Annotated in this window: 19 protein-coding genes and 2 pseudogenes; 11 read left to right on the forward strand and 10 right to left on the reverse strand. The window is 55.1% G+C overall.

Annotation, left to right across the window (positions count from 1 at the left end; genetic code table 11):
- Positions 1-8: 8 nt before the first annotated feature.
- The 3 genes from malM to malK form a co-directional block, all read right to left on the reverse strand.
- Positions 9-920 carry a maltose operon protein MalM gene (malM, locus tag C1Y43_RS05420; RefSeq protein ID WP_104187312.1) on the reverse strand — a complete coding sequence of 304 codons (912 nt, stop codon included), beginning with the start codon at positions 918-920 and terminating at the stop codon, positions 9-11.
- Between the two features lie 114 nt (positions 921-1,034).
- On the reverse strand, positions 1,035-2,336 hold the full coding sequence (locus C1Y43_RS05425) for a maltoporin (protein ID WP_104187313.1): 1,302 nt from the start codon (positions 2,334-2,336) through the stop codon (positions 1,035-1,037).
- A 41-nt stretch (positions 2,337-2,377) separates the two neighbouring features.
- A complete protein-coding gene (malK, locus tag C1Y43_RS05430) occupies positions 2,378-3,487 on the reverse strand; it encodes a maltose/maltodextrin ABC transporter ATP-binding protein MalK (protein ID WP_058770170.1) in 1,110 nt (369 codons plus the stop codon).
- Positions 3,488-3,848: 361 nt separating this feature from the next.
- On the opposite strand from malK, the gene malE reads away from it, so the two are divergent.
- Genes malE through malG form a run of 3 tightly spaced genes read left to right on the forward strand, consistent with a single transcriptional unit; the run spans position 3,849 to position 7,530 of the window.
- A complete protein-coding gene (malE, locus tag C1Y43_RS05440) occupies positions 3,849-5,039 on the forward strand; it encodes a maltose/maltodextrin ABC transporter substrate-binding protein MalE (protein ID WP_166718412.1) in 1,191 nt (396 codons plus the stop codon).
- A gap of 58 nt (positions 5,040-5,097) precedes the next feature.
- The gene (gene malF, locus C1Y43_RS05445) at positions 5,098-6,630 is read left to right on the forward strand and encodes a maltose ABC transporter permease MalF (protein ID WP_031280088.1); all 1,533 of its coding nucleotides are present in this window, start codon (positions 5,098-5,100) and stop codon (positions 6,628-6,630) included.
- 9 nt (positions 6,631-6,639) lie between these two features.
- A complete protein-coding gene (gene malG / locus C1Y43_RS05450) occupies positions 6,640-7,530 on the forward strand; it encodes a maltose ABC transporter permease MalG (RefSeq protein WP_104187316.1) in 891 nt (296 codons plus the stop codon).
- A 134-nt stretch (positions 7,531-7,664) separates the two neighbouring features.
- On the opposite strand, the gene C1Y43_RS05455 is transcribed toward malG, so the two are convergent.
- The 4 genes from C1Y43_RS05455 to C1Y43_RS05470 form a co-directional block, all read right to left on the reverse strand.
- Positions 7,665-9,722 carry a pyrroloquinoline quinone-dependent dehydrogenase gene (locus C1Y43_RS05455; protein ID WP_168715008.1) on the reverse strand — a complete coding sequence of 686 codons (2,058 nt, stop codon included), beginning with the start codon at positions 9,720-9,722 and terminating at the stop codon, positions 7,665-7,667.
- A gap of 31 nt (positions 9,723-9,753) precedes the next feature.
- A complete protein-coding gene (locus C1Y43_RS05460; protein WP_104187319.1) occupies positions 9,754-10,137 on the reverse strand; it encodes a hypothetical protein in 384 nt (127 codons plus the stop codon).
- Positions 10,138-10,486: 349 nt separating this feature from the next.
- Positions 10,487-11,515: a methionine synthase gene (locus C1Y43_RS05465; protein WP_021509410.1), complete on the reverse strand. Its 1,029-nt coding sequence runs from the start codon at positions 11,513-11,515 to the stop codon at positions 10,487-10,489.
- A gap of 27 nt (positions 11,516-11,542) precedes the next feature.
- On the reverse strand, positions 11,543-12,526 hold the full coding sequence (locus C1Y43_RS05470) for a DUF1852 domain-containing protein (protein WP_058759157.1): 984 nt from the start codon (positions 12,524-12,526) through the stop codon (positions 11,543-11,545).
- 576 nt (positions 12,527-13,102) lie between these two features.
- On the opposite strand from C1Y43_RS05470, the gene C1Y43_RS05475 reads away from it, so the two are divergent.
- Positions 13,103-14,143 (forward strand): tyrosine-type recombinase/integrase, encoded by a 1,041-nt coding sequence (locus C1Y43_RS05475; RefSeq protein WP_104187321.1) that lies wholly within the window; start codon positions 13,103-13,105, stop codon positions 14,141-14,143.
- A gap of 141 nt (positions 14,144-14,284) precedes the next feature.
- Here the strand turns inward: C1Y43_RS05475 and C1Y43_RS05480 are convergent.
- Positions 14,285-14,584 (reverse strand): annotated as a pseudogene (locus C1Y43_RS05480) (Tn3 family transposase); the annotation flags it as partial.
- Between C1Y43_RS05480 and C1Y43_RS24065 the strand changes: the two are divergent.
- The 7 genes and pseudogenes from C1Y43_RS24065 to C1Y43_RS05505 form a co-directional block, all read left to right on the forward strand.
- Positions 14,582-14,914, forward strand: a pseudogene (locus C1Y43_RS24065) (recombinase family protein); the annotation flags it as partial. The pseudogenes C1Y43_RS05480 and C1Y43_RS24065 overlap by 3 nt on opposite strands.
- Positions 14,915-15,372: 458 nt before the next feature.
- A complete protein-coding gene (locus C1Y43_RS23580; RefSeq protein WP_146068643.1) occupies positions 15,373-16,122 on the forward strand; it encodes a hypothetical protein in 750 nt (249 codons plus the stop codon).
- An 11-nt stretch (positions 16,123-16,133) separates the two neighbouring features.
- The gene (locus C1Y43_RS23585; RefSeq protein ID WP_141097320.1) at positions 16,134-16,388 is read left to right on the forward strand and encodes a hypothetical protein; all 255 of its coding nucleotides are present in this window, start codon (positions 16,134-16,136) and stop codon (positions 16,386-16,388) included.
- An 81-nt stretch (positions 16,389-16,469) separates the two neighbouring features.
- Complete coding sequence (locus tag C1Y43_RS05490; RefSeq protein WP_104187323.1) at positions 16,470-17,738, forward strand: HlyD family secretion protein; 1,269 nt, start codon at positions 16,470-16,472, stop codon at positions 17,736-17,738.
- Complete coding sequence (locus C1Y43_RS05495; RefSeq protein ID WP_233209797.1) at positions 17,728-19,842, forward strand: peptidase domain-containing ABC transporter; 2,115 nt, start codon at positions 17,728-17,730, stop codon at positions 19,840-19,842. The genes C1Y43_RS05490 and C1Y43_RS05495 overlap by 11 nt, the downstream gene beginning before the upstream one ends.
- A 116-nt stretch (positions 19,843-19,958) precedes the next feature.
- On the forward strand, positions 19,959-20,387 hold the full coding sequence (locus tag C1Y43_RS05500) for a TetR/AcrR family transcriptional regulator C-terminal domain-containing protein (protein ID WP_104187325.1): 429 nt from the start codon (positions 19,959-19,961) through the stop codon (positions 20,385-20,387).
- A 425-nt stretch (positions 20,388-20,812) separates the two neighbouring features.
- Positions 20,813-22,507 (forward strand): thiamine pyrophosphate-binding protein, encoded by a 1,695-nt coding sequence (locus C1Y43_RS05505; RefSeq protein WP_104187326.1) that lies wholly within the window; start codon positions 20,813-20,815, stop codon positions 22,505-22,507.
- Here C1Y43_RS05505 and C1Y43_RS05510 read toward each other — a convergent pair.
- The gene (locus C1Y43_RS05510) at positions 22,497-23,417 is read right to left on the reverse strand and encodes a LysR family transcriptional regulator (RefSeq protein WP_104187328.1); all 921 of its coding nucleotides are present in this window, start codon (positions 23,415-23,417) and stop codon (positions 22,497-22,499) included. The genes C1Y43_RS05505 and C1Y43_RS05510 overlap by 11 nt on opposite strands.
- Before the next feature lie 124 nt (positions 23,418-23,541).
- Positions 23,542-24,444: a LysR family transcriptional regulator gene (locus C1Y43_RS05515; RefSeq protein ID WP_104187330.1), complete on the reverse strand. Its 903-nt coding sequence runs from the start codon at positions 24,442-24,444 to the stop codon at positions 23,542-23,544.
- Between the last annotated feature and the right edge of the window lie 100 nt (positions 24,445-24,544).

Below are 24,544 nucleotides of genomic sequence, written 5' to 3' on the forward strand. Positions count from 1 at the left end.
GGGCAGTTTCACCCCTTGCCTTTAACACTGCTGATAAAGGTTTGCCGCGCCGATGTCGATCCCAGACGCTCCGCTTCATCCAGCAGCTTCAGCGCTTTATCGATATTGCCCTGTTGCACCGCCTGACGAATGCTCTGATTGAAATAGCTTTCCGTCTCATTCACCAGCGGTGCCGGTTCAGGCGCTGGCGCGCGCGCCGTCGTGGCGGCCATGGCCGGCCGGGTGCTGCCAACGGTGACAGCGGCAGGCGCGGCTGAGCCAAACAGCGGGCCGACCAGAATCGACGAGCCGGAACTGGTTGCTACTTTCAGTTTGATTTTGCCGTCGCGACTGTGACGCGCCACCGGATCGGGAATATCCGGTACCGCATGGCCGGTGCCTTTGGCATAAGCTTTGGCCGGATCCAGCAGCGTCGTGATCTGGGTTAAATCCTGGTCGGTGGTGAACACCAGCAAATAGATCTTCTGCTGGCCCGGCACCGGCGTCAGCTTCATCACCCCTTCCAGCCGATCGGCGCTCATCACGCCGGGCTGCTGATAGCTAAAGAAGCGGCTCGGAAACCACGCGGCCGGCTGCAGGTTTTCATCCAGTACCAGCACATTTGGCGCAAAGACCTGATTGTGTACCACCTCGCTGCTTAGCGTAACCGTCAGCTCGCCCTGATTGGCAGGCAGGCTGTAAGCCGCGATGGCCCCTGTTAAGCCACGTACATCCAGCGGCGTTGCGCTTTGTGTCAGCGTGATGGTTTGTGCACGCGTTGCATCCACCGGCTGCCAGCTGAGCTGCTGCAACCGCGCGGTGGGAATGGACGGCGCCGCGGAAAGATCCTGCGGTACCAGATTGATGTCGGCCTGAACTGGCATAATGACGCCGGTCAGCAGCGCGCTGCTCAGGCAGAAGGCGATAAGATGTTTTTTCATTGTGATATCCCAACAAGCTGTCAGGCAGCGGCGTAGGCCAGGCAATGGCCGCCGCTGTCCGAAAACGCCGTGCGTCTGGCGCACGGCGGGTGTTTGCTTAACCTGCGCAGCGCCTTACCACCAGATTTCCATCTGTGCGCCGAAGGTCCACTCATCGTTGTCGCCACGGCTGTTGGTGAACAGACCGTTGCCGCTGCTGTCCGCCGCGGCCAGCGAAGTGATATCGCCGGAGGCGTCTTTGCTGTAGCCCCACTTCTCATCCCATTTGGCGTAGGTGGCGAACAGGCGCAGCGCCGGACGTGACCAGATGCTGTCGCCAGCCTGCCACTGCTGCGCCAGGGTGATTTTGTACTGACCGTTGCGTTCGCTGACCTGCTGTGACTTGACGTTGTCATAGCCTACTTCCAGCAGGGTGCTCATGATGGGCGTCCATTTGTACATAGGACGTACGCCGACGGTGTACCACTCGGTTCCGCGGTTGTTATCCAGATCGACGTTCTGGTACATCGCCACGTACATCAGATCCCAGCGATCGGCCAGCGAGATCGCACCGTGATCCAGGATGCGGTACATATTGCCGTTGTTATTGATGTTGCTGCCCTGCGGCAGGCCTTTGCCCTGCGAGGTCAGCGCATCAGTGGCGTACTGCAGCACAAACTTGTTGTAGCCTTTCAGCATGCTCTGCGTGTGTTCCGCGGTGAACATCCAGCCATCTTTCGACGCGCCGTCATCTAAGCGATAACCGTCACGCGCGTTGGCGCGGCCATAGTCGACACCCAGTTCCAGCACGCCATTGGGGTTAGTTTCCATGCCGGCGAGACGCACATCAAAAACGTCATTGGCGGTACTGGTGGCGTAATCACGGATCTGGTCACTGGAGAAGGTGTAAGAGCCGCCCGCTTCAGAAGAGCGCGTCGCGGCGAACGAGAGCTTACCAAACCCGAGATCGACATCTTCCAGACCGGCGCCCGGACCGGAGATATCCCAGTAGTAGAAGTCGATCATGTGAACATCGTGACGCTGATAAAAGCGTTTACCGGCCCAGATGGTGGAACCCGGCAGCGCATCGATCAGGTTTTTTCCTTTCACGTTGGCTTCACGGAAGGCCGGTGAGGTCGCTTCCCAGTCATTCTGCTGGGAGACGGAATAGGCGACGTTAGTATCGAAATAGAAACTTTTATCGCCCTCTTTCCACACTTCCTGGCCCAGTTTCAGTTCAGCATAGGTTTCACATTCGTTGCCCAGACGGTATTTGCTTTGCGCGCCGGTAGCCTGAAAGCACTGTTGCTCGCCGCCGCTGCCGGTCCAGCCGATACCCGAACGGGCGTAACCCGTAAAATCGACCGCCATGGCTTGAGCGGAGAGCGTACCCGCTGCGATGGCAATCGCGACGGGAAGTTTGCGCAGAGTTAACATTTTCTATCTCCTGAGGTCATTGCTTTTATTGTTTTGCAGGGCTAAACACCGGGTTCCTGATGCAGCCTGCGGCAGGCGCTCCCGTCCTCGCGGAACAGGTGACAACGCTCCGGCGGCAGGCCAATACCCATCAGGGCGCCCTCTTCTACCAGCACCACGTCCTCCTGGCGGTACACCAGGTTCTGACGAATGGCGGGGATCTGGATATGGATCTGCGTCTCGTGGCCGAGCTGCTCAACCACCTGCACTTCGCCCTCCAGCGTGACATCGGCGATGTCGCTGGAGAGCAGATGTTCCGGACGAATACCCAGCGACATGTTGCTGCCGACCTGGACGCCGGCGCTCTCCACCGGCAGCCATACAAGCTGATCGTTGGGCAAACGCACCTGCACCTGATCGATGGCGGTGGCGGTCACTTTGACGGGCAGAAAATTCATGCGCGGCGAGCCGATAAAGCCGGCAACGAAGCGGTTAGCGGGATAGTGATAGAGTTCGAGCGGCTTACCGACCTGGGCGATGCGACCGGCGTCCAGCACCACGATCTTGTCGGCCAGCGTCATCGCTTCGATTTGATCGTGCGTAACGTAAATCATGGTGCGCTTCAGGCGCTTGTGCAGGCGTGAGATTTCAATGCGCATCTGTACGCGCAGCGCGGCATCGAGATTGGACAATGGCTCGTCGAGCAGAAACACACGCGGTTCGGCCACCAGCGTGCGCCCGATGGCCACGCGCTGCCGCTGTCCGCCCGATAGGGCTTTGGGCCGCCGTTCCAGCAGGTGCGCCAGCTGTAACACCTCCGCAACCTGATTGACGCGCTGCTGGATTTCAGCGCGCTTTACGCCAGCCAGCTTCAGGCCAAACGACATGTTTTCGGCCACCGAAAGGTGTGGATAAAGGGCGTAAGACTGAAACACCATGCCGATACCGCGCTCAGCGGGCGGAACATCGTTCATGCGCTGACCGCCAATCAGCAGATCGCCGCGGGTGATGGTTTCCAGGCCAGCGATCATGCGTAACAGCGTTGATTTGCCGCAGCCGGAGGGACCGACGAACACCACAAATTCCCCTTCGCCGATCTCCAGATTGATGTCTTTTGATACCTCGGTATCGCCCCAGGCCTTGGTGACATGGTGTAACGCAACGCTCGCCATGATGCTTTCCTCTTCGCAGGCTCATGCTTGCCTGCAGCACCGCAGGCAGACTCCGGCGACCACTATGAGCAGGCGCAGACGGCGCAACATCCTCCACCGTGTGGGTTTTTACTGGGGGATGAGGCGGGAGGAGGAGTACGCGCACGCCAGCCGCGCCGGCGCGACGTTCACGGCAATTTTGTGAGCTGTCACGCAGAGCTGACGCGTCAATAGTGTGCGCCAGCGCGTATTAAGGCGCTGTTTTGCAAGCGCGATCACGGCTTAGTGCCATTGGGCGTAGAGCGCAGGAGGATGAGGAAATGCCATAACGCCGCACAATGATGCCACTAATGATTTCCGCTTCCGCTAACAGGATGGAGTTATGACAATGAAAACCGGCGCACGCGTTCTGGCCCTTTCCGCCCTTACGGCCGTACTGTTTTCGGCTTCGGCCGTGGCCAAAATTGAAGAAGGTAAACTGGTCATCTGGATCAACGGTGATAAGGGCTATAACGGCCTCGCCGAGGTAGGCAAAAAATTCGAGCAGGACACCGGTATCAGCGTGACGGTTGAACATCCTGACAAAATGGAAGAAAAATATCCGCAGGTCGCCGCGACCGGGGACGGTCCGGACATCATCTTCTGGGCGCACGATCGCTTTGGCGGCTATGCCCAGTCAGGGCTGCTGGCCGAAGTCACACCGGATCAAAACTTCCAGCAAAAACTGTTTCCGTTTACCTGGGATGCGGTGCGCTTCAACGGCAAGCTGATTGGCTATCCGGTTTCTGTGGAGTCGCTGTCGCTGATTTACAACAAAGATCTGCTGCCCACCCCACCGAAAAGCTGGGAAGATATGGCGGCGCTGGATAAGCAGCTGCGCGCCAAAGGCAAGAGCGCCATCATGTTTAACCTGCAGGAACCCTATTTCACCTGGCCGCTGCTGGCCGCCGGTGGCGCCTATGCTTTCAAAAAGACCGATAGCGGCTATGACGTGAAAGATACCGGCGTCGACAACGCCGGCGCGAAAGCAGGCATGCAGTTCCTCGTCGATCAGGTGAAAGCCAAAATCCTTAATGCCGATACCGACTATTCGATTGCCGAAGCGGCCTTCAATAAAGGACAAACCGCGATAACCATCAACGGTCCGTGGGCGTGGAGCAATATCGATAAAAGCGGCATCAACTACGGCGTTACGCTGTTACCGACGCTGAACGGCAAGCCGACCAAAACCTTTGTCGGCGTACTGAGCGCGGGCATCAACGCGGCCAGTCCTAATAAAGAGCTGGCCAAAGAGTTTCTGGAAAATTATCTGCTGACCGACGCCGGTCTCAACGCGGTTAACAAGGACAAGCCGCTGGGCGCGGTCACCCTGAAGTCTTTCCAGCAAACGCTGGAGAAAGACGCGCGCATCGCCGCCACCATGAACAATGCGCGCGATGGCGACATCATGCCTAACATCCCGCAGATGGCGGCCTTCTGGTATGCGATGCGCACCGCGACGCTGAATGCGCTGAGTGGTCGTCAAAACGTCGATGCGGCGCTGAAGGATGCGCAGGCGCGTCTCAATAAGTAATGCTGTTACGGAGCCGACGGCTGTCGGCTCGCCACTGGCTGTTAAGGAACACCGTATCATGTCAGGAATACCGCAAAAGAGACGGCACAGCCTGGTGCTGCGCAGCCTGCTGGTCGGGATCGGCTGTCTGCTGGTCGGCTACCTTCTGGTGCTAATGTATGCTCAGGGTGAATACCTGTTTGCGCTGGTCACGCTGGTAGTCAGCGCCGCAGGCCTGTGGATTTACACCAACCGGCGCGCCTATGCCTGGCGCTATGTGTATCCGGGACTGGCCGGCATGGCGCTATTCGTCCTGTTTCCACTGGCCTGTACCGTCGCCATTGCCTTCACCAACTACAGCAGCACCAATCAGCTCAGTGAGGCGCGCGCGCAGCAGGTGCTGCTGAGTCGCCAGTATCAGGCCGGGGACGCGATGAACTTCGCGCTCTATTCGCAGGGCGATCGCTGGCAGCTGGCGCTCAGCACAGGCGAAAACAGCTTTCTGTCTGCGCCGTTTACGCTGGGTGGTGAACAGCAGCTCAGCCTCACGCCAGCCGCGCTGCCCGCCACCGCGCGCGCCAGCTTAAAAACCATCACCCAAAACCGTCAGGCGCTGAGTCAGTTAACTGCCCGACTGCCGGACGGTCGCGAGCTGGTGATGAGTTCGCTGCGCCAGTTTTCCGGCACGCGGCCGCTGTACGTGCTGGACGCACCGGAACAGCTGAGAAATCAGCAAAACGGCGCCCGCTATCAGGCCAACCGGGACACGGGGTTCTATCAGCAGATCAATGCAGATGGCAGCTGGGCCAGCGAACAGCTCAGCCCCGGCTTTACCGTTGGCGCAGGCTGGAAAAACTTTGCCCGCGTGTTCACCGACGAAGGCATTCAGAAACCGTTCCTGGCGATATTTGGCTGGACGCTGCTGTTTTCGCTGTTGACCGTGCTGCTGACGGTCGCGGTGGGCATGGTGCTGGCGTGTCTGGTGCAGTGGGAAGCGCTGCGGGGCAAGGCCATCTATCGCGTGATGCTGATTCTTCCCTACGCGGTACCGGCATTCATTTCGATACTGATTTTTAAGGGGCTGTTTAACCAGAGTTTTGGCGAAATCAACGTCATGCTCAATGCGCTGTTTGGCTTCAAGCCAGCGTGGTTCAGCGATCCGACGCTGGCGCGCGCCATGCTGGTGATCGTCAATACCTGGCTGGGTTATCCCTACATGATGATCCTGTGCATGGGCTTGCTCAAGGCGATCCCGGACGATCTGTATGAAGCGTCCGCGATGGATGGCGCCGGGCCGCTGCAGAATTTCTTTTTGATTACACTGCCGCTGCTGCTGAAACCGCTACTGCCGCTGATGATCGCCAGCTTTGCTTTTAACTTCAACAACTTCGTGCTGGTGCAGCTGCTGACTAATGGTGGCCCCGATCGACTCGGCACCACTACGCCGGCGGGCTACACCGATCTGCTGGTCAACTACACCTGGCGCATCGCCTTTGAAGGCGGCGGCGGTCAGGACTTCGGCCTGGCGGCAGCCATCGCCACGCTGATCTTCCTGCTGGTCGGTGCGCTGGCGGTGATTAACCTGAAAGCGCTACGCATGAAGTTTGATTAAGGAGGCGTTATGGCCATGGTACAACCGAAATCGCAGAAGCTGCGTCTGCTGCTGACGCATCTGCTGCTGCTGCTGTTTATCGCGGCAATTCTGTTCCCGCTGCTGATGGTGATTGCCATCTCGCTGCGCAGCGGCAATTTCGCCACCGGCAGTCTGATCCCGGAACAGATTTCCTGGGAACACTGGCGGCTGGCGCTTGGATTCAGCGTTACTCATGCCGATGGTCGCGTGACGCCACCGCCCTTCCCGGTGCTGCTGTGGCTGTGGAATTCGGTGAAGATCGCCGCCATCAGCGCACTGGGGATTGTGGCGCTCTCGACCACCTGCGCCTACGCGTTTGCCCGCATGCGCTTCGCCGGTCGCGCCAGTTTGCTTAAGGGCATGCTGATTTTTCAGATGTTCCCGGCGGTACTATCGCTGGTGGCGCTCTATGCGCTGTTTGACCGGCTGGGGCAATATCTGCCGTTTCTCGGCCTCAATACCCACAGCGGCGTGATTTTCGCCTATCTGGGCGGCATCGCGCTGCACGTCTGGACTATTAAGGGCTATTTCGAAACCATTGATGGTTCGCTGGAGGAAGCGGCGGCGCTGGATGGTGCCACGCCGTGGCAGGCGTTTCGTCTGGTGTTGCTGCCGCTTTCGGTGCCGATCCTCGCGGTGGTGTTTATCCTGGCGTTTATCGCTGCGGTCACCGAAGTACCGGTCGCCTCGCTGCTGCTGCGCGACGTCAACAGCTATACCCTCGCGGTCGGGATGCAGCAGTATCTCAATCCGCAGAACTATCTGTGGGGCGATTTCGCCGCGGCGGCCGTGTTGTCCGCCATTCCCATCACGCTGGTGTTTTTACTGGCACAGCGCTGGCTGGTGAGCGGGCTGACGGCGGGCGGTGTAAAAGGTTAAAGATTCATCAGTACCACTGCTTCCTCAACGGCAACCACCTGTTGAGGTTTTGGCGGCCAATGGCCGCCGTTTTTATTACAGGCATAAAAAAAGTGGAGCGCTGTGGCCCCACTCTGTTAGTTAACTGCGCTGGGTTATTCTGGCAGTGCGTAAACCACCACCTGATCGCCCACCTGATCCTTCAGGATGGTGTTACCACCGGCGACAAAGGCAACATACTGCCGGCCTTTGTATTCATACACCGAGGGGTTGGCAACCGCGGGCGCTTCGACCTGATCGGACCACAGCTCTTCGCCGCTATCCAGTGAATAGGCGCGTACTTTGGCATCCATTGAGGCGCCGATAAAGATCACGCCGCCGGCGGTGACTGCCGGACCGCCAATGGTTGGCGAGCCCCAGCTTTCCGGCATGAAGAAGCCGTACTGCTGCGACGCGCCGACCGGACGACGCCATTTCACATCACCGGTGTGCATATCCAGCGCCACGATCTCGCCAAACGGCGGCTGCCAGCACGGCATGCCGAGCCAGTTATTCGCCACCATCAGGCGCAGGCCGTAAGGCGCGCCTTCCTGCGGGGCGAAACCACTCTCGTTACCCGAGCCGTTATCGGCCTTGTCGTAATCGGCGCGGCTGTAAAGCTTCACGTATTGCACGATGTGCGAAGTATTCACGATGGCGATCTGTTTTTGCGGATCGAACGCCACGCCGCCCCATTGCACGCCGCCCGCGCTGTCCGGATAGGTCAGTGCGCCTTCGCCTTGGGTGGTTGGTGGTGTGTACATGCCGTCATAGCTCAGCTTATCCCACAGGCGTGAGCACTGACCGGCGCCAACAATATCGGCCAGCTTCCAGATCGCCGGTTTTTTGGATTGATCCAGCAGCGGTGCCGGTTTGGTCGGGAATGGCTGGGTTGGCGACAGTTTCTCGCCCTGCACTGAACCATCGCCCTGCGGCACCGGACGCTCCTCAATCGGCCAGACATCTTCACCGGTCAGGCGATTGACCACAAACAGGAAACCCTGCTTGGTGGCCTGAATCAGCGCCGGAATCTGCTTCCCGTTCACGGTAATGTCCATCAGCGTGGGTGCTGAGTTGATGTCGTAATCCCACACATCATGATGCACCCACTGTCGCGACCACACCACTTTGCCGGTATTTACATCCAGCGCAGTCGTGGAGGTGCCGAGCGGAATTGGATCGACGCGGTTGCCGCCCCAGTAGTTTGGCGAAGGTGATGACACCGGCAGATAAACCAGGCCATGCGCTTCGTCGGCCGACATGTGGGTCCAGACGTTAGCCGTACCGGTGCGCGGGCGAATGCTGGCCGGGATGGCGTCAAAAGTCCATTCACGTGCCCCGGTCTGCGCGTTGATTGAAAACACCGTGCCCGGCGGCGCTTCTGCGTAAGCCCAGTCTTTGCCCGCCCAGCCAACGATCAGGTGATCACCCACCACCGTCGGCGGCTGGAGCAGGGACAGCGGGAATTTAGCGTTAACCGTATTCCACTGGTTGACGTTGAGCACGCCTTTATCTGCAAAGTTTTCGCACGGCTTGCCGGAATCGGCATCCAGTGCGTACAGCTTGCCGTCAACGGTGCCCATATAAACGATTTTCTGGCAGGCCTGACCCGCCTGCGGATTTTTCGCCTGCCAGTAAGAGACGCCTCGATTTTTCAGTACCGGCTGGGTCAGCGCCTGACGTGGCGATTTAGTATCGTAGTGCCACTTCTCCTTGCCGGTGCCCGGATCCAGCGCAATCAGCCGATCAAATGGCGTACCGATGTACAGCGTATCGTTGGCAAAAATTGGCGTGGCGGACCAGACGGTCGCTGGCGTGTCGCCCTTGCCATCCGAAACGTCACCGGTGTGAAACTCCCAGATTTTTTTCAGCTTGCTGACGTTGTCAGCGGTGATTTGTTTCAGCGGGCTGTATTTCTGCGCGTTGAGCTGGCCGTGAAAACTGTCCCACGTCGCCGTGGAGGGCACCAGCGGCGTGGCCGGCTGGCTGGCGGAGGCCACTTTCTCGCCGTCGCGCTTGCCGCTGGAGACATCATCGGTGGCGTGCGTGGTGCCGCGCGCCTGCTGATCGGCCGCATCCACGTTGAGTTTCTCCTGCGTACCCATCGACGCCTCAGCGGCTTTATCTTCGGCGCGTAGCGTGGCAGGTGCCATCAGCAGCGCCAGGGCGGTCATGCCGACTTTGAGCAGCGGAATGTATTTTTCATTATGCACGGTTAGCTCCTTGTGCAGTGGCGTGGCGAACGCGATGCGCCGGGTTGCGCGCCAGCATAATCAGACCCATCAGCCCGATGACCATTGCCAGTGTAATGATCCCCTGATGCAGCAGCGCGGCAGCAAAACCGATCGCGCATAACAGCAGCAGCGTAATGACTATCAGGAAAATACGACCGGTACGGCCGGTTGCCGCGCGCAGCAGGAAGGTCAGCAGCGCCAGCACGACGCTGGCAATAGCGACGCCCAGCGCGCCAATGGTGCCGGTGACACCGGTGAGTGGCGTGAGCCAGGCATACAGCGCGACGGCAAAGCCGATGAGTGCCGCCAGCAGCAGCAGTAAACTGCCCAAACGGGAGGATTGAGATTGCAACATACCAGGAAGTCCCTTGAGGATGAAAGCACGGAAAACAGCGTGTACTGATGAGTCAATGCGGCTGTTGTTCACACAGGCTGGTTGAATTAACGTCAGCGCAGCGTGAAAAGCAGCGGCATATATCACTTCGCGTTGCTGAGTATAGACGATGATATTCAGGCTGCCCGCCGGATTAGAGGCAGAGAATGAATCCGGTATAAATGGGGGATTTATGACCGTCGCCGCCGGGTGTTTTACAGGATTATTTAGCGAGGCCAGCGAGTCAGGCAGGGAAGTTAATTACAAACGCTCAGTCCGCAGGGTATTTAAACCCTGCGGACTGAGTCAGAGACAAATAAGGCGTTACGCGTTAGCCCTGCAGTTCTTTCCGCACAATTTCTGCGCCGGCACTTAATGCCTGCAGCTTGCCGTAAGCCACATGACGCGACAGTGGCGTCATGCCACAGTTGGTGCTTGGATAAAGCTTATCGGCATCCACAAACTGCAGCGCTTTACGCAGCGTGGCAGCCACTTCTTCCGGTGTTTCGATGGTGTTGGTGGCGACATCAATCGCGCCAACCATGACTTTTTTACCACGAATCAGTTCAATCAAATCCATCGGAACGCGTGAGTTCTGACACTCCAGCGAAACGATATCGATACCGGAACTCTGCAGTTTAGGGAAGATCTCCTCATACTGGCGCCACTCGGTACCCAGCGTTTTCTTCCAGTCGGTGTTGGCTTTGATGCCGTAGCCGTAGCAAATATGCACCGCGGTCTCACATTTAAGCCCTTCGATGGCGCGTTCTAAGGCGGCAATGCCCCAGTCATTCACCTCGTCGAAAAAGACGTTAAAGGCGGGTTCGTCAAACTGAATAATATCAACGCCAGCGGCTTCTAATTCGCGCGCTTCCTGGTTGAGAATTTTAGCGAATTCCCAGGCCAGCTTCTCACGGCTTTTATAGTGATCGTCATACAGCGTGTCGATCATGGTCATCGGGCCAGGCAACGCCCATTTAATTGGACGCTGCGTCAGCTGACGCAGGTATTTGGCATCATCGACAAAGACCGGTTTCTGCCGGCTCACTTCGCCCACCACGCCGGGTACGCTGGCATCATAACGATTACGGATGCGCACCGTTTTGCGATTTTCAAAGTCAACGCCGTTAAGGTGTTCGATAAAGGTGGTGACGAAGTGCTGGCGCGTTTGCTCGCCGTCGCTGACGATATCAATACCGGCCTGCTGCTGGTCGTCCAGACATAAACGCAGCGCATCCTGTTTGCCCTGAATCAGCTCATCGCCCTGCAATTTCCACGGCGACCATAATGTTTCCGGCTGCGCCAGCCAGGAGGGTTTCGGTAAGCTGCCAGCCGTTGACGTCGGTAATAATGTTTTCATTAATCAATAACCTTATTTATTCGTTAATCAAAGAGCGAAATGATCAGACCACTGTTTCAGAATGCTGTGGTAAGGCTTAATAAACTGCTCTTCGGTAAATTTACCCTGCTCAATCGCCAGGCGGGTACGCTCTTCGCGATCGTAAACAATTTTGGTCAGCGAGTGATCCTGATGATACAGGTCTGGCTGATATTCAATGCCCGCCGGTGAGTTCGCATTGTAAATCTCCGGGCGGTAAATCTTCTGGAAGGTTTCCATGGTACTGATGGTGCTGATCAACTCCAGGTTACTGTAATCACTGAGCAAATCACCGGCGAAGTAGAAGGCGAACGGCGCCACGCTGCTGGCCGGCATGAAATAGCGCGCTCTGAGTCCCATTTTGGCAAAATAGAGATCGGTCAATGAAGATTCATTTTGCTGATACTCAATGCCCAGCACCGGATGCTGATTACCGGTACGACGGTAAATATTTTTGCTGGAGACGCTGAGGCAAATGACCGGCGCTTTGCGGAAGTTGGCTTTATACGTCTCTGAGTTGACAAAATGGCGGAAAATATTGCCGTGCAGCACGCCGAAGTCATCCGGAATACTGAAACCAGAACGGCCTTTATTATGCTCGGACAGCAGAACGCTGAAATCATAATCACGCACGTATGAAGAGAAGTTGTTGCCGGTGATCCCTTCAATGCGCTCACTGGTTTTTTTATCAACAATATTCGTCTTCAGGATCTCAATCGCCGGAAAGCTTTTACCCTCGCCGCCAGCACCCAGATTCATCTCTACAGAAATGATATCCAGTTCAACCGCATAGCGATCGCCTTTTGGGTTGTCCCAGTTCGCCAGCGAATTGAAACGGTTGTTCATCATGATCAGCGCGTTGCGCAGATTCTCTTCACGATTGCTGCCGCGCGCCAGGTTGGCAAAATTGGTGGTAATGCGCGTATCTTTGGAGGGATTGTAATTCTCATCGAAGCGCGTGCTTTTTATACTAAAGGTAAAATCATTTTTCATCGCGAGCGGGCATCCTGATTTCTGCTTGCAACCTGACGCTGTTCTCTCCTTTGCAGGATTTCCCAAATCGTTTACAGGTTTGCAAATTCAGCAGTGGTCATATTGTCGAAAATATTTAACATGACCTTAGTTATGCCAGAGTCCCTGCGTGAGGAAAAGTGATTAAATTTCAAAGCAAGATGAGCTAACTTCATGTTGCCTGCACCAGCCTCGCGCTGAAGTAAAGTAGGTCGCGCTTGCGCAAAAAACCTGCAAAATCAGGCGCTAATCTGAACCATTGAGCTGGCAACCCTTAGCCTGTCAGCTGACGGCGCGTTTGTCAGTTGAAAAAACTTCACCATCAGCGTTTTCCATCCCCCTTTAGCGCTGTCCATCCAGATTTTCAGCGGTTAGAATGGCTGACTTCATATAATTTGCATTATATGAAGTCAGGATCCGCAGGATCATCACCTTTGGTTAACATGATGCAGTGTGTCTGCGCCACGCCGTGCCTAAAAAACCGGCACCGCTACGTTAAATCTGGCGGGTGATGACCCTGCTACATGCACAGAATTCACGTAGCGACGTCATAAACTAATGAGTAAAACGGACACTCTGCCCGGTATTACCGCCAGCCCGGCTCTGATGAACAGTATTGATGAGGATATTGCTGAACGCCTGAAAGCGTTTGTTAGTGATAAAGAAGCGTTTTCTGACAATACGTGGCGACAGTTGCTGAGCGTTATGCGCATCGGCAGCCGCTGGGCGACTGAACATGGCCGGCAATTTTTGCCGATGGAGCCTGCCGATCTGCGTGATTACCTGCTGTGGCTTCAGGCATCGGGACGCGCCTCTTCTACCATCGCGACTCATGCGGCATTAATTTCCATGTTACACCGTAACGCCGGTCTGGTGCCGCCCAATGTTTCGCCGCTGGTGTTCCGGGCCATGAAAAAAATCAATCGCAGCGCGGTGATAGCCGGTGAACGTGCCGGTCAGGCCATCCCCTTTCGCATTCGCGATTTGCTTACGCTGGACCAACGCTGGGCGGGCTCTGACCGCCTGCAACAGCAGCGCGATCTGGCATTTTTGCATGTGGCTTACGCCACGCTGTTGCGCATCAGTGAACTGAGCCGCCTGCGGGTGCGTGACATTTCGCGCTCGGCCGATGGCCGTATCATTCTCGATGTCGCCTGGACCAAAACCATTGTGATGACCGGAGGACTAATTAAGGCTCTCGGCGATCTCTCATCACAACGGCTGACCGAGTGGCTGGTGGCATCCGGGCTGATCGCTGAACCCGACGCGTTCATTTTTGGCCCGGTGCACCGCGCCAACCAGGCGCAGATTGTCTGCGATAAACCGCTCTCGACCCGCGCGCTGGAGGATATTTTCGTCCGTGCGTGGCGTGAAGCGGGACCGGGCACCGGCTTGCAACCCAATAAGAATCGCTATCGCGGCTGGTCGGGACATAGCACCCGGGTCGGTGCCGCCATTGATATGGCCAGCAATAAGTACAGCACCGCGCAGATCATGCAGGAAGGCACCTGGAAGAAGCCGGAAACGGTGATGCGCTATATTCGCCACGTTGATGCCCATGCCGGGGCGATGATCGACCTGATGCAACAACATCTGTGAATTAATATCTGTAAGCCCTGGCGCTGGGAAATGCTGGCAGTGTGCTAAGTGGTGCTATCAGGTGCGCCCCAGACACCGGGACTGAAAGTGGTTATGAACGCAGTTATTGGGGGCTGACGCTCGGTGGAACGAAAACTCATGTTAAGCAATGTTTTCTTCCTCTGACGCCTCTTTTAATGGCCGCAGATGTCCTTTTGTCACCAGTTCTGCCTGTATGAAGGAATAATGGCCGAGCATATTGATATGCCCGTTGCAAAGCGGTGAGATGCGTGCGATATTTTCATCATTCAGCATTTCCCCCTGTGCCCGGAGATGATCCAGGGCTGCCTGCATATAAATAATATTCCCTAACACGACGGCGTTAGTGACCAGTCCCAGTGCGCCCAATTGATCTTCCTGTCCGTCGGTATATCGCTTTCTTATCTCACCTTTCTGACCGTGATCCAGTTGATAAAAGAGTTCGACGCCCGGGGTGTATCCATTCGGTTTATTGACGACGGTATCAGTACCGATGCGGAAATGAGTAAAATGGTTATCACTATTCTTTCAGCTGTAACCCTGGCCGAGCGCAAGAGAATCCTTGAGCGTACAATTGAAGGGAGGCAATAGGCGAAGCTAAAAGGTATTAAATTCGGCCGCAAGCGCACTTTAGAAAGGCACGCCGTTATGGAACTTCATCAGAGAGGTATGGGTGCAACTAATATCTCTCATCAGCTCAGTATTGCACGCTCTATAGTCTATAAAATTCTCGAAGATCAAAAGCGCTTATGATGCTTTCTGTTTATCATTAAAATGATTGGTTTAAAACATCAAACTCGTCTTTAAGGCATTGAGCTATCGTAAAATGAAAATTTAAACAAGGTAATTAGTCTATAGATTTGAAAAAATTGATTATTTATAAGAAGAAACTTATCCCCGGTGACGAACGGGCTAAAACAGCACAATCCTCAGGCACTCCTCAACCGTTACATGTCCGACCAGATATGACCATCATCATTTTAGATGATTGAATTTAAAATTTTAATCTTAAAATATCGTCAAAAGCCCCTTTCTTCTTCAAAAAAATTGTACAAAGGAAATATTCAGTTACATACATTTACTAAAAACGAGTTTAGGTTAGCATTACATTACACAAGACAAGAGCGTTCCTCTTATCGCTTTTGATGTATGTTCAGGGATTACGAAACTGGGTTCTGAATCATTCAAGGGTGTGAACGGAGTTAAAAGTAATGAAACATGGACAGTTGAGAACTTTTTTTAGAAGTGGTCCTTTCGTAATTACTTCATTAGCTATGTTTTTTTTAATATTTAATTCTTCGTCATGTGTGGCGTATGAGGAGATAGACCTCCCCGATGCCAGCGTTCTTTCTGACCCCCCCGATATCTACATTAAGGGGAGCGTTATTTATTATAATGGAAAAATCACAGGCACATCTTATTCTGAATTCCTAAGGCTTGCTAGAAATTCCCCAATCAATACGATATCTATAAATAGCATTGGCGGTGATATCAGGAACGCTTTAGCGATAGGTGATTATATATATAAAAATGGAATCAGTGTTGATGTGCGCAGCGTTTGCGCCTCTGCCTGTGCTAACTATATTTTTCCAGCCGGAAAGAAAAAACATCTGGGTAACGATTCGTACCTTCTATGGCATGGTGGTATCAACGGCCCTGAGAGAGAAATTGCAATATCTGGAAACATAACAAAGAGTGAATTTTTCTCGCTCCGGGAAATTAAAAAGTTACAAAAAGATGATATTGAGTTTTACAGAAAAATTGGTGTGGACAATAAGCTATCTTTTTGTCCTCAGTTAAAATCTGATTATAGATATAAGTTCCCTGAGAAATGGTTTTCATACACTCCGGCAGACATGAAAAAGTTTGGCATAACAAACATACACTATGCCAATTCATCTTCTCAATGGGTTGTTTCAATGAGAAAAAAGCACGTTATATTCGCAAGCTACTGTAATTAGGAGAAATAATAATGCGTGAACTTTCTTTGAATGAAATGAATGTAGTCGCAGGTGGGTTTTCAATTGGCAGCTGCTCTATTGGTGGTTCTTTCTCCACGTCTAAAGATGGACATGGTGGCTCAACTACCTCGGCTAGCTTTCACGCGGGCTGTGGATTAAACGCACCAGATACCGGGTCCTCTGCATCCGGGAATAATAAAGGGAACAGTGGTAAATCCAGCAACAAGGGGAAAAGTGGTCAGATGGGTGGTGGTAAAAACCGCTGATTACAGAGAATCTGCTCTCCAGGCGGCCATTATGGCCGCCTTATTATGACAACTACTGGCTTTTATTTCTTCAGGATACTCATGGACTCCCTCTATCGTGCAGCGGCGCTCAGTCACCGGTCACGACTCTGGAATGGTCGGGCATTGCTGGCCCGCGGCCTTCCCGCTTGGGTGCATCTTGCCCTCACCGCGCTCTTTTTTATCGTGCTTGCACTGTTTCTCTGCATCGGCAGCTATACCCGTCGGGTGACCGTTAGCGGGGAGCTGGCCTCCCTGCCCGGCCCAGTCCGGGTCACCGCCCCCGGACAGGGGTTTATTATCAGCCGTCTGGTCAGTGCAGGTGACAAGGTAAAAAAAGGGCAGCCTCTTTATGAAATTGACGTCAGCCATACGACGCGATCCGGCGTGGTCAGCCTTCAGCAGCGGCAGAATACGCAGGCCCAGATAAAAAGCGTTGAGAGCATCATTAATCACCTGCGTGAAAACAAACGCGTCACGCTGGAAACCCTGGAGCAACAGAAAGCCAGTTATGCGGCGGCGCTGTCGCACTCGGCTGACGTACTGAACCAGGCCGAAGAGGGGCTGAAGGAAATGAAGCAGAATATGGACAGCTATCGCCGCTATCAGCGCGCGGGCCTCATCAACCGGGACCAGCTCTCCCAGCAGGCCGCTCTTTACTATCAGCAGCAGAACGACCTGCTGACGCTGAGCGCTCTGCAGCTGCTGGCTCTGACGGGCGACATCCGCACGCGCGCCGCTGATTTTGATAACGATATTTTTCGCATGGAGATGCAGCGCAGCGATCTGGTTCGCCAGGAAACCCTGGACGACGCGGCGGGAACGCTGGTCGTGACTTCGCCGGTGGACGGGCGGGTAGATATCGCCGGCCTGACATCTGGACAGTCGGTCAGCGTCGGCGACGCCCTGGCACAGGTTATTCCTTTCGCAACTCCCCGCTGGGAACTGGTCATGTGGGTGCCGGACAGCGCCGTGCCATTCATTAAGGCAGGCTCACCGGTCAACATACGGTATAACGCTTTTCCGGCAGAAAAGTTTGGTCAGTTTCCCGGACGGATCACGCAGATATCTTCAGCCCCGGCGACCCTACATGAAAGGGCATCCTGGTCCGGCGCGCCTGCCGTAAACGCCAGCACATCCGAGACCTGGTACCGACTGACCGTCACGCCTGATGTGACGCACTTTGTCTGGCAGGGACACCGCCTCCGGCCCGGAAACGGGCTGCGCGCGGAATGCACGCTGTTTCTAGAGAAACGAAAACTGTGGCAGTGGGTACTTGCGCCACTCTATGACATGCGGGACAGCACGCAGGAGGCGGTGAGTGAACAGTAACGGACCTGAAGGGCTATTACGCCGTCTCAATTTCTCACTTTACCGGCGTGCCCCCCTGATTCTGCAGACTGAAGCTGCCGAATGCGGGCTGGCCTGTATCGCGATGGTGGCAGGCTGGCACGGCCATCACGCAGATTTGTTTGCCCTGCGCAGCCGGGGTGGCATCTCGTCTCGCGGCGCCACGCTGAGCACTCTGTACACCATTGCCGGGGAGGTGGGACTGGCGGGCCGGGCTTTATCACTTGAGCTTGATGAGCTTTCGGACCTGAGGCTGCCCTGTATTCTGCACTGGAGCTTCAGCCATTTTGTGGTGCTGGTCAGCCTCAGTGGCGACCGGGCCGTGATCCACGATCCGGCCCGTGGACGGCTAAACGTCAGCAGGAAAACGCTGTCGGAAAACTTTACCGGCGCGGCGCTGGAGCTCTGGCCCGGCCGCGGCTTCTGCCGGAAAAAAAAACTGCCCCGCGTCAGGCCTGCCGAACTGATGAGCGGTATACGCGGCTTCGGCACTGCCCTGGTCAAAATCTTCTGTTTGTCCGCGATGATCGAAAGCATCAGTCTGCTGTTGCCCGTGGGTACGCAGATTGCCCTGGATCACGTGGTTCCCGCCTCCGACCGGGGGCTGCTTGAACTGGTCTGCCTGTCTCTGGGAGCACTTATCCTGCTTCAGACCGGACTTAACCTCATCCGTGCGTGGACGGTGATGGTGACGGACACGCTCACCGACGTTCAGTGGAAGGAAGGCCTGCTCCGGCATCTTCTGGGACTTCCTCTTCCGTGGTTTGCCCAGCGTCGTACAGGCGACATCCAGTCACGTTTCGGCTCGCTGGACGTGCTGCGCGACACTTTTGTCCACGATGTCACCGGCTGCGTCATTGACGGCATCATGCTCCTCGGGTCTTGCGTGCTGCTGGCAGGCTACGGAGGCCCGCTTCTGTGGGGTGTGGTTACGTGCTTTGTGTTGATCGCCATAACAATGCGGGTGGTTGCCTTTCCTCGCTACCGCCAGTTGACGGAGGAGCAACTGATAAAAAACGCGGCGGCCGGTTCTCACTTTACCGAATCGCTGTGGGGTATCGCCACGCTACGCGCGCAGGGTCTGACATCGCAGCGCCGCCGGAACTGGCTGACACTTGAAGTAGACGCCGCAAACGCTGCCGTCAGCCGTCGGCGCTTTGACATTCTTTTCAGTACGGTCAGCGGTCTGACGAACGCGCTGGACAACGTGGTTATCCTCTGGCTTGGCATTGGGGCCGTAATGACTCATCAGCTCTCACTCGGGGCGTTTGTGGCCTTCGGGGTATTTCGTGAAATTTTCACCTCCCGGGCACTGTCGCTGACTGACATGTTTCTGCGTCTCGGCATGCTCTCCCTGCACGGAGAACGTATTGCAGACATCGCCCACACTGAGTCCGAGCCGGCCGCCCTCGCTGCAGACCTGTACCCTGCGGGTGTCGCCATCGCGCTGGAGGCAAAAGGACTCATGTTTCGTCATGATGCACAGTCACCGGCCATTTTCAGGGGGCTCAATATCACGGTGGCTGCCGGAGAAAGCGTGGCCATCACCGGCCCATCAGGGTGCGGAAAAACCACACTCATGAAAGTGCTGAGCGGCCTTATCCCGCCGGGTGAAGGCTGCGTGCTGGCCGGAGGACGGGATATCCACTCCGCCGGCGTGAACAACTACCGCCGCGCCGTGGCCTGCATACTGCAGGAGGACCGTCTGTTTGCCGGGTCATTACGCGAAAACATGACCGGTTTCAGCGACTCACCTGACGAGGCGTGGCTTCATACCTGCGCCCGCCTTGGCCATATCCATGACGATATCATGGCCCTGCCGATGGGCTATGACACCCTGACAGGCGAGCTGGGCGAGGGGCTCTCGGGCGGCCAGCGTCAGCGCATTTTCATCGTTCGCGCACTCTATCGCCGTCCCGCCATTCTTTTCATGGACGAGGCAACCAGCCATCTGGACGAACATAACGAAGCGCTAATAAACGAGGCCATACGCGGCCTGAGCATCACGCGGGTTATTATCGCTCACCGTTCATCCACAATTGCCTCGGCCGACCGGACAATTCACCTCGGCAGCATGCCGGAATAAAAGGAGTATGCCCATGCGCGACACGCTGATTATCACGCTGATGCTGATTGTGATCCTGACCTTTATCCCCGTCTGTAGAGCAACCCGCTTTGTACTGGCATTTCAAAAATAAGGAGATGTTGCTACAGGCTATGGCCGTTGAAGCTATGCAGTCACACAGGGATTTTCCGTTGCCTGATGAAGATGAAAATCTAAAAAAATGTTTTATAAACAACATGAAATCATTTCGTCAGGCCCTGCTTTGTTATCGTGACGGTGCACGTCTGCATGCTTATCATGTACCTGGTGACGACACGGGTAGACTCGAGCAAAAATTGGGCGTTCTGATGCGCCATGGCATTGCTGAGCAGGATGCGACGCTCGCCTTGATGACTGCGTCAAAATTTACCGTCGGTTTTGTCCTTGAAGAACAGCAGGAGAGCTCGCTATCTCAGTTAAATAAAAACAGTCCTTTCTTCATAACAGATAAAGATTATATGTACGAATGTGGGCTGGAAATAATAACAAGAAATTTATTCATGCACGGCCAGAATAACTCCGTGTAGGCTGGGATTTTTGTGCGTTAATTCGTTCCTGTTTCACAGGAAGGGTACTGCACAAATGGGCTTAATCTCGTGATCATTTGTAGTCTGCCTGGTTTTATGATTTCAGCATCATTTGGTTTAACAATTGGTTCACGAACCCAAAGACATGCTGTAGGGCAACAGAACGCTAAAGAATAACGATTTGCCTGGTTTACCCGTGGGCGGCCTGCTCAACTGCCCTGCCACCTAAAGGTGCTGTTTAATGACGCGGTACCTTTGCCAGTTCCCTGACAAAGTACCGCGCCGCCTGCTTCATCTCACTGCCATACCTTTTAGGGTATCAAACCGGCCAATCTTAGTATTGGAATCAACGCTCACCCTGCTTCTAAGATAAATTCAGCCCGGAAACTGGCGGATTATTAACCGATAGTCAGAGGTGAACAACGATGAATAAACCCATTGCAAAATTAAACGACACCCCGGTACGCCGCGGTGGTGATGTCCTGCTGGAAGTGTTAGAGAGTGAAGGCGTTGAGTATGTGTTCGGTAACCCAGGTACGACTGAATTACCGTTCATGGATGCCCTGCTCCGAAATCCCAACATCAACTATGTGCTTGCCTTGCAGGAAGCCAGTGCGGTTGCGATGGCCGATGGTTACGCGCAGGCTGCCGGGAAGCCTGGTTTTCTCAATCTGCACACGGCCGGCGGTCTGGGACACGGCATGGGGAATCTGCACAATGCGGTTTGCTCGCAAACGCCATTAGTGGTGACGGCTGGCCAGCAGGATTTACGCCACAGCATCACCGATCCCCTGCTGTTGGGGGATTTAGTGAGTATGGGTAAGATTTTTTCCAAATGGTCGAAGGAAGTCACCAGCGTTGACCAGCTGCCAATCCTGGTTCGCCGTGCTTTTCATGATGCGGACGCTGCGCCTAAAGGCCCGGTTTTCCTCTCTTTACCGATGGATGTGATGGAAGCCATGAGCTCCGTTGACATCGGCGCGCCGTCTAACGTTGATCGTAAAGCGGTCGCAGGTTCACTGCCGCTGTTAGCCAAAAAGTTAGCCGCCTTCACCCCTGGCAAGGTCGCGATTATTGCCGGCGATGAGATTCATCAAAGCGGCGCGGCTGCGGAAGTTGTCGCACTGGCTGAGTTGCTGGCCGCTGACGTTTATGGCTCAACCTGGCCGAATCGGATTCCGTATCCCACCGCGCATCCTCTGTGGCGAGGCAATCTCTCTACTCAGGCGACGGACATTGCCAAAGCGCTTGATCAATACGATGCAATCTTTGCGCTCGGCGGTAAATCGCTCATCACCATCCTCTACACCGAGGGGCGTGCCGTGCCGGAGCATTGTAAAGTGTTCCAGCTCTCAGCTGATGCCGGCGATTTGGGACGAACTTATCGTAGCGAGCTCTCAACTCTCGGCGATATTAAATTATCGCTGGCGGTGCTGCTACCTGAGCTGAAAGAGGCTACCGCGCATAATCGCCCGGATTATCAGCGTCGTTTCGCGGCTGCGGCAGCACAGTTCGAACAAACTAAAGAGAACTTATTACAGTCGGTACAAGAGCAGCAGTCGGCCACGAAGATCACGCCATTGATCGCCGCATTTGAGGCCGCGCGCGCTATTGGTCCGGATATAACAATTGTTGACGAGGCCATTGCGACCTCAAAATCGCTGCGTAGCTCGCTGTCGAGTCACAGAGCAGATCAATATGCTTTTATGCGCGGTGGCGGTCTGGGCTGGGGCATGCCCGCTGCTGTGGGGTATTCCCTCGGACTGGGCAAAGCCCCTGTTGTCTGTTTTGTGGGGGATGGTGCGGCAATGTATTCGCCTCAGTCGCTGTGGACCGCCGCCCATGAGCAATTGCCGGTAACCTTTATTGTGATGAACAATACTGAATATAATGTTCTTAAGCACTTTATGCGGTCTAAAGAAGATTATACGTCGGCGCAAACCAATCGCTTTATCGCCATGGATTTGGTAGATCCGGTGATTGATTATCAGGCACTTGGCACCGCGCTGGGGCTGAAAACGCGTAAGATTGAGGTGGCTTCACAGATCGCTGCGGCTGTCGAGGAGGCTATCGCCAGCGGTAAACCCAGCCTGATCGAAATCGTGATTGCTAAGAACTGATGCGGGTGTCCGATGCCGTGCTTAACTCCTCTGCGAGGGCACGGCATTGGTTAACAAAGTGTTCCAGCGCTGGATTTTTATTACCAGAAGACCACATCAGGATATTTTCGATAGTATTTGCGTCCGCAATTTTCCGATAATTAATGCCTCTTATCTGCGCCGTCGCCATACTTGCCGGAATGATGGCCACCCCTAATCCATGAGCGACGAAATTAACGATGGTTTGCTGGACCGAAACCTCAACGCCAATATGTGGACTAAAACCGGCTTTCAGGCACTGATTAAAAATCCTGTCATAAAGCAGCGGCGACATAGGGCGAGGCACAATGATAAACGGGTCATTGGCCAGCGTTTCCAGGGTGAAATTTTCAACATTGGCCTGGGGATGATCCGCAGGTAGCGCGACAATTAACGGTTCACGCAATAACACCAGCGAATTAATCGCGGAGCTGGTGACTTCCGAAAAGCTGATCGCAACGTCCAGCCGCCCATCCTCCAGCGCAGCGTTTAACCCGGTCGGGATCATTTCCTGAAATTGCAGATCAATACTGGGGTAATTCATTCTGTGTTTCATGACCAGTTGCGGCACCACACTGTACGATGCGTACATGGTTGCGCCCAGCTTAATCAATCCCATTTGCCCTTCTGAAACAGCCTGCACATTATTACACGCCTGCTGCATCATTCTTAATACGGCGTAAGCATCTTTTAAAAATTGCTCGCCGGCAAAGGTAAGTTTCATGCCTTTGGCATTACGGGTAAAAAGTTTCGCACCCACATCACGTTCGAGCTGGGCTATTTGTCTGCTTAGCGGTGGCTGCGAAATATTCAGCTTTTCTGCTGCCCGGCCTATATTCCCCACTTCTGCCACGGTACAAAAACTCATTAGCTGATTCAGTGTTGGCTTCATGACTGCGCTTCTCACGCATAATCTGACAATAGATGACGTCAGTGAATCACAACTTAGCCGATATGGCATAGCAATTCGCCATATTGATCCCCATAACGCCGCTGAGGCTGGAATGGCCGGCTGATTACGCAGCGGGTTCATCACCATAGTGTGACTGCGCGTACCCGGCAAAGCGCCGGATCTCCGGGTTGGCCGCGCCGGTTTTCCAGCACAGGTAGAGTGCCGTCGTGACATCCTGCTGCGCCAGCGGCAGCAGTGCCACATCCTGCCGCAAAAATCTCTCCGGTGCGTGGGGGATGAAGGTCACGCCCAGACCCAGCGCAGCGAGGTCAACGGCTGTGGCCACATCGCGCGCGCGGAGCACGCTGGCGGGAATCTGCCTGGCGGCGGTATAGAGATTAAGCACCGCGCCACCCAGCCCGATACCTTCCGGATCTTCCTGCAAAATCAGCGGCTCCGCTACCAAATCAGCCAGCGAGACGCAGGCCTGCTGCGCCAGCGGATGGTCGTCGGCCAGCACCGCACACAGCGAGGTTTGATGCAGAATTTGCCGGCTAATCTGGCGACGTTCCGGCAGCGGCCCGCGCAGGATGCCGATATCCAAATCGCCGCTCTCCAGCAGGCTTAGCTGTTGGTTGACGCTGTACTCCACGGGTTGCAGCGCGATCTGGGGAAAATCACGTCTGAAGGCACGGATAATTTTGACCAGCGCCGGCTCCAGCATGGACGTGCCCACATAGCCAATGCGTAACATGCCGCGTCGCCCGGCGGCCACCTGCTTAATCGTGTCCTGCAGATGCTCCACACGCTGCACCGTCTGCTGGACTTCCCCGAGCAGCAATACGCCTTCGCGCGTCAGACTCACCTTACGCTTGTCGCGCGCAAATAACTTCACGCCCCACTGCTGCTCCAGTGCCTGAATATGCTGAGACAATGCCGGTTGCGTGAGGTTGACCACTGCCGCCGCCCGCGCGAAATGCAGCGTATCGGCGAGTGCCAGAAAAGAACGCAGCTTACGGTAATCCATGCCACACCTGATAAGGATTCGTTATTAATAAAACCATAATACCAATTAGACCATGATTAGCGAGCGCATTATCTTTGCCAGCAGGACGGCGACGGCAGGA

The organism is Pantoea sp. ICBG 828, assembly GCF_002928355.1.
Taxonomy (GTDB): domain Bacteria; phylum Pseudomonadota; class Gammaproteobacteria; order Enterobacterales; family Enterobacteriaceae; genus Pantoea; species Pantoea dispersa.

Bases quoted from the DNA above. Each gene is read 5' to 3' on its own strand.
- malM (WP_104187312.1), bottom strand. From the start codon at position 920: ATGAAAAAACATCTTATCGCCTTCTGCCTGAGCAGCGCGCTGCTGACC.
- C1Y43_RS05425 (WP_104187313.1), bottom strand. From the start codon at position 2,336: ATGTTAACTCTGCGCAAACTTCCCGTCGCGATTGCCATCGCAGCGGGT.
- malK (WP_058770170.1), bottom strand. From the start codon at position 3,487: ATGGCGAGCGTTGCGTTACACCATGTCACCAAGGCCTGGGGCGATACC.
- malE (WP_166718412.1), top strand. From the start codon at position 3,849: ATGACAATGAAAACCGGCGCACGCGTTCTGGCCCTTTCCGCCCTTACG.
- malF (WP_031280088.1), top strand. From the start codon at position 5,098: ATGTCAGGAATACCGCAAAAGAGACGGCACAGCCTGGTGCTGCGCAGC.
- malG (WP_104187316.1), top strand. From the start codon at position 6,640: ATGGCCATGGTACAACCGAAATCGCAGAAGCTGCGTCTGCTGCTGACG.
- C1Y43_RS05455 (WP_168715008.1), bottom strand. From the start codon at position 9,722: ATGACCGCCCTGGCGCTGCTGATGGCACCTGCCACGCTACGCGCCGAA.
- C1Y43_RS05460 (WP_104187319.1), bottom strand. From the start codon at position 10,137: ATGTTGCAATCTCAATCCTCCCGTTTGGGCAGTTTACTGCTGCTGCTG.
- C1Y43_RS05465 (WP_021509410.1), bottom strand. From the start codon at position 11,515: ATGAAAACATTATTACCGACGTCAACGGCTGGCAGCTTACCGAAACCC.
- C1Y43_RS05470 (WP_058759157.1), bottom strand. From the start codon at position 12,526: ATGAAAAATGATTTTACCTTTAGTATAAAAAGCACGCGCTTCGATGAG.
- C1Y43_RS05475 (WP_104187321.1), top strand. From the start codon at position 13,103: ATGAGTAAAACGGACACTCTGCCCGGTATTACCGCCAGCCCGGCTCTG.
- C1Y43_RS23580 (WP_146068643.1), top strand. From the start codon at position 15,373: ATGAAACATGGACAGTTGAGAACTTTTTTTAGAAGTGGTCCTTTCGTA.
- C1Y43_RS23585 (WP_141097320.1), top strand. From the start codon at position 16,134: ATGCGTGAACTTTCTTTGAATGAAATGAATGTAGTCGCAGGTGGGTTT.
- C1Y43_RS05490 (WP_104187323.1), top strand. From the start codon at position 16,470: ATGGACTCCCTCTATCGTGCAGCGGCGCTCAGTCACCGGTCACGACTC.
- C1Y43_RS05500 (WP_104187325.1), top strand. From the start codon at position 19,959: ATGTTGCTACAGGCTATGGCCGTTGAAGCTATGCAGTCACACAGGGAT.
- C1Y43_RS05505 (WP_104187326.1), top strand. From the start codon at position 20,813: ATGAATAAACCCATTGCAAAATTAAACGACACCCCGGTACGCCGCGGT.
- C1Y43_RS05510 (WP_104187328.1), bottom strand. From the start codon at position 23,417: ATGAAGCCAACACTGAATCAGCTAATGAGTTTTTGTACCGTGGCAGAA.
- C1Y43_RS05515 (WP_104187330.1), bottom strand. From the start codon at position 24,444: ATGGATTACCGTAAGCTGCGTTCTTTTCTGGCACTCGCCGATACGCTG.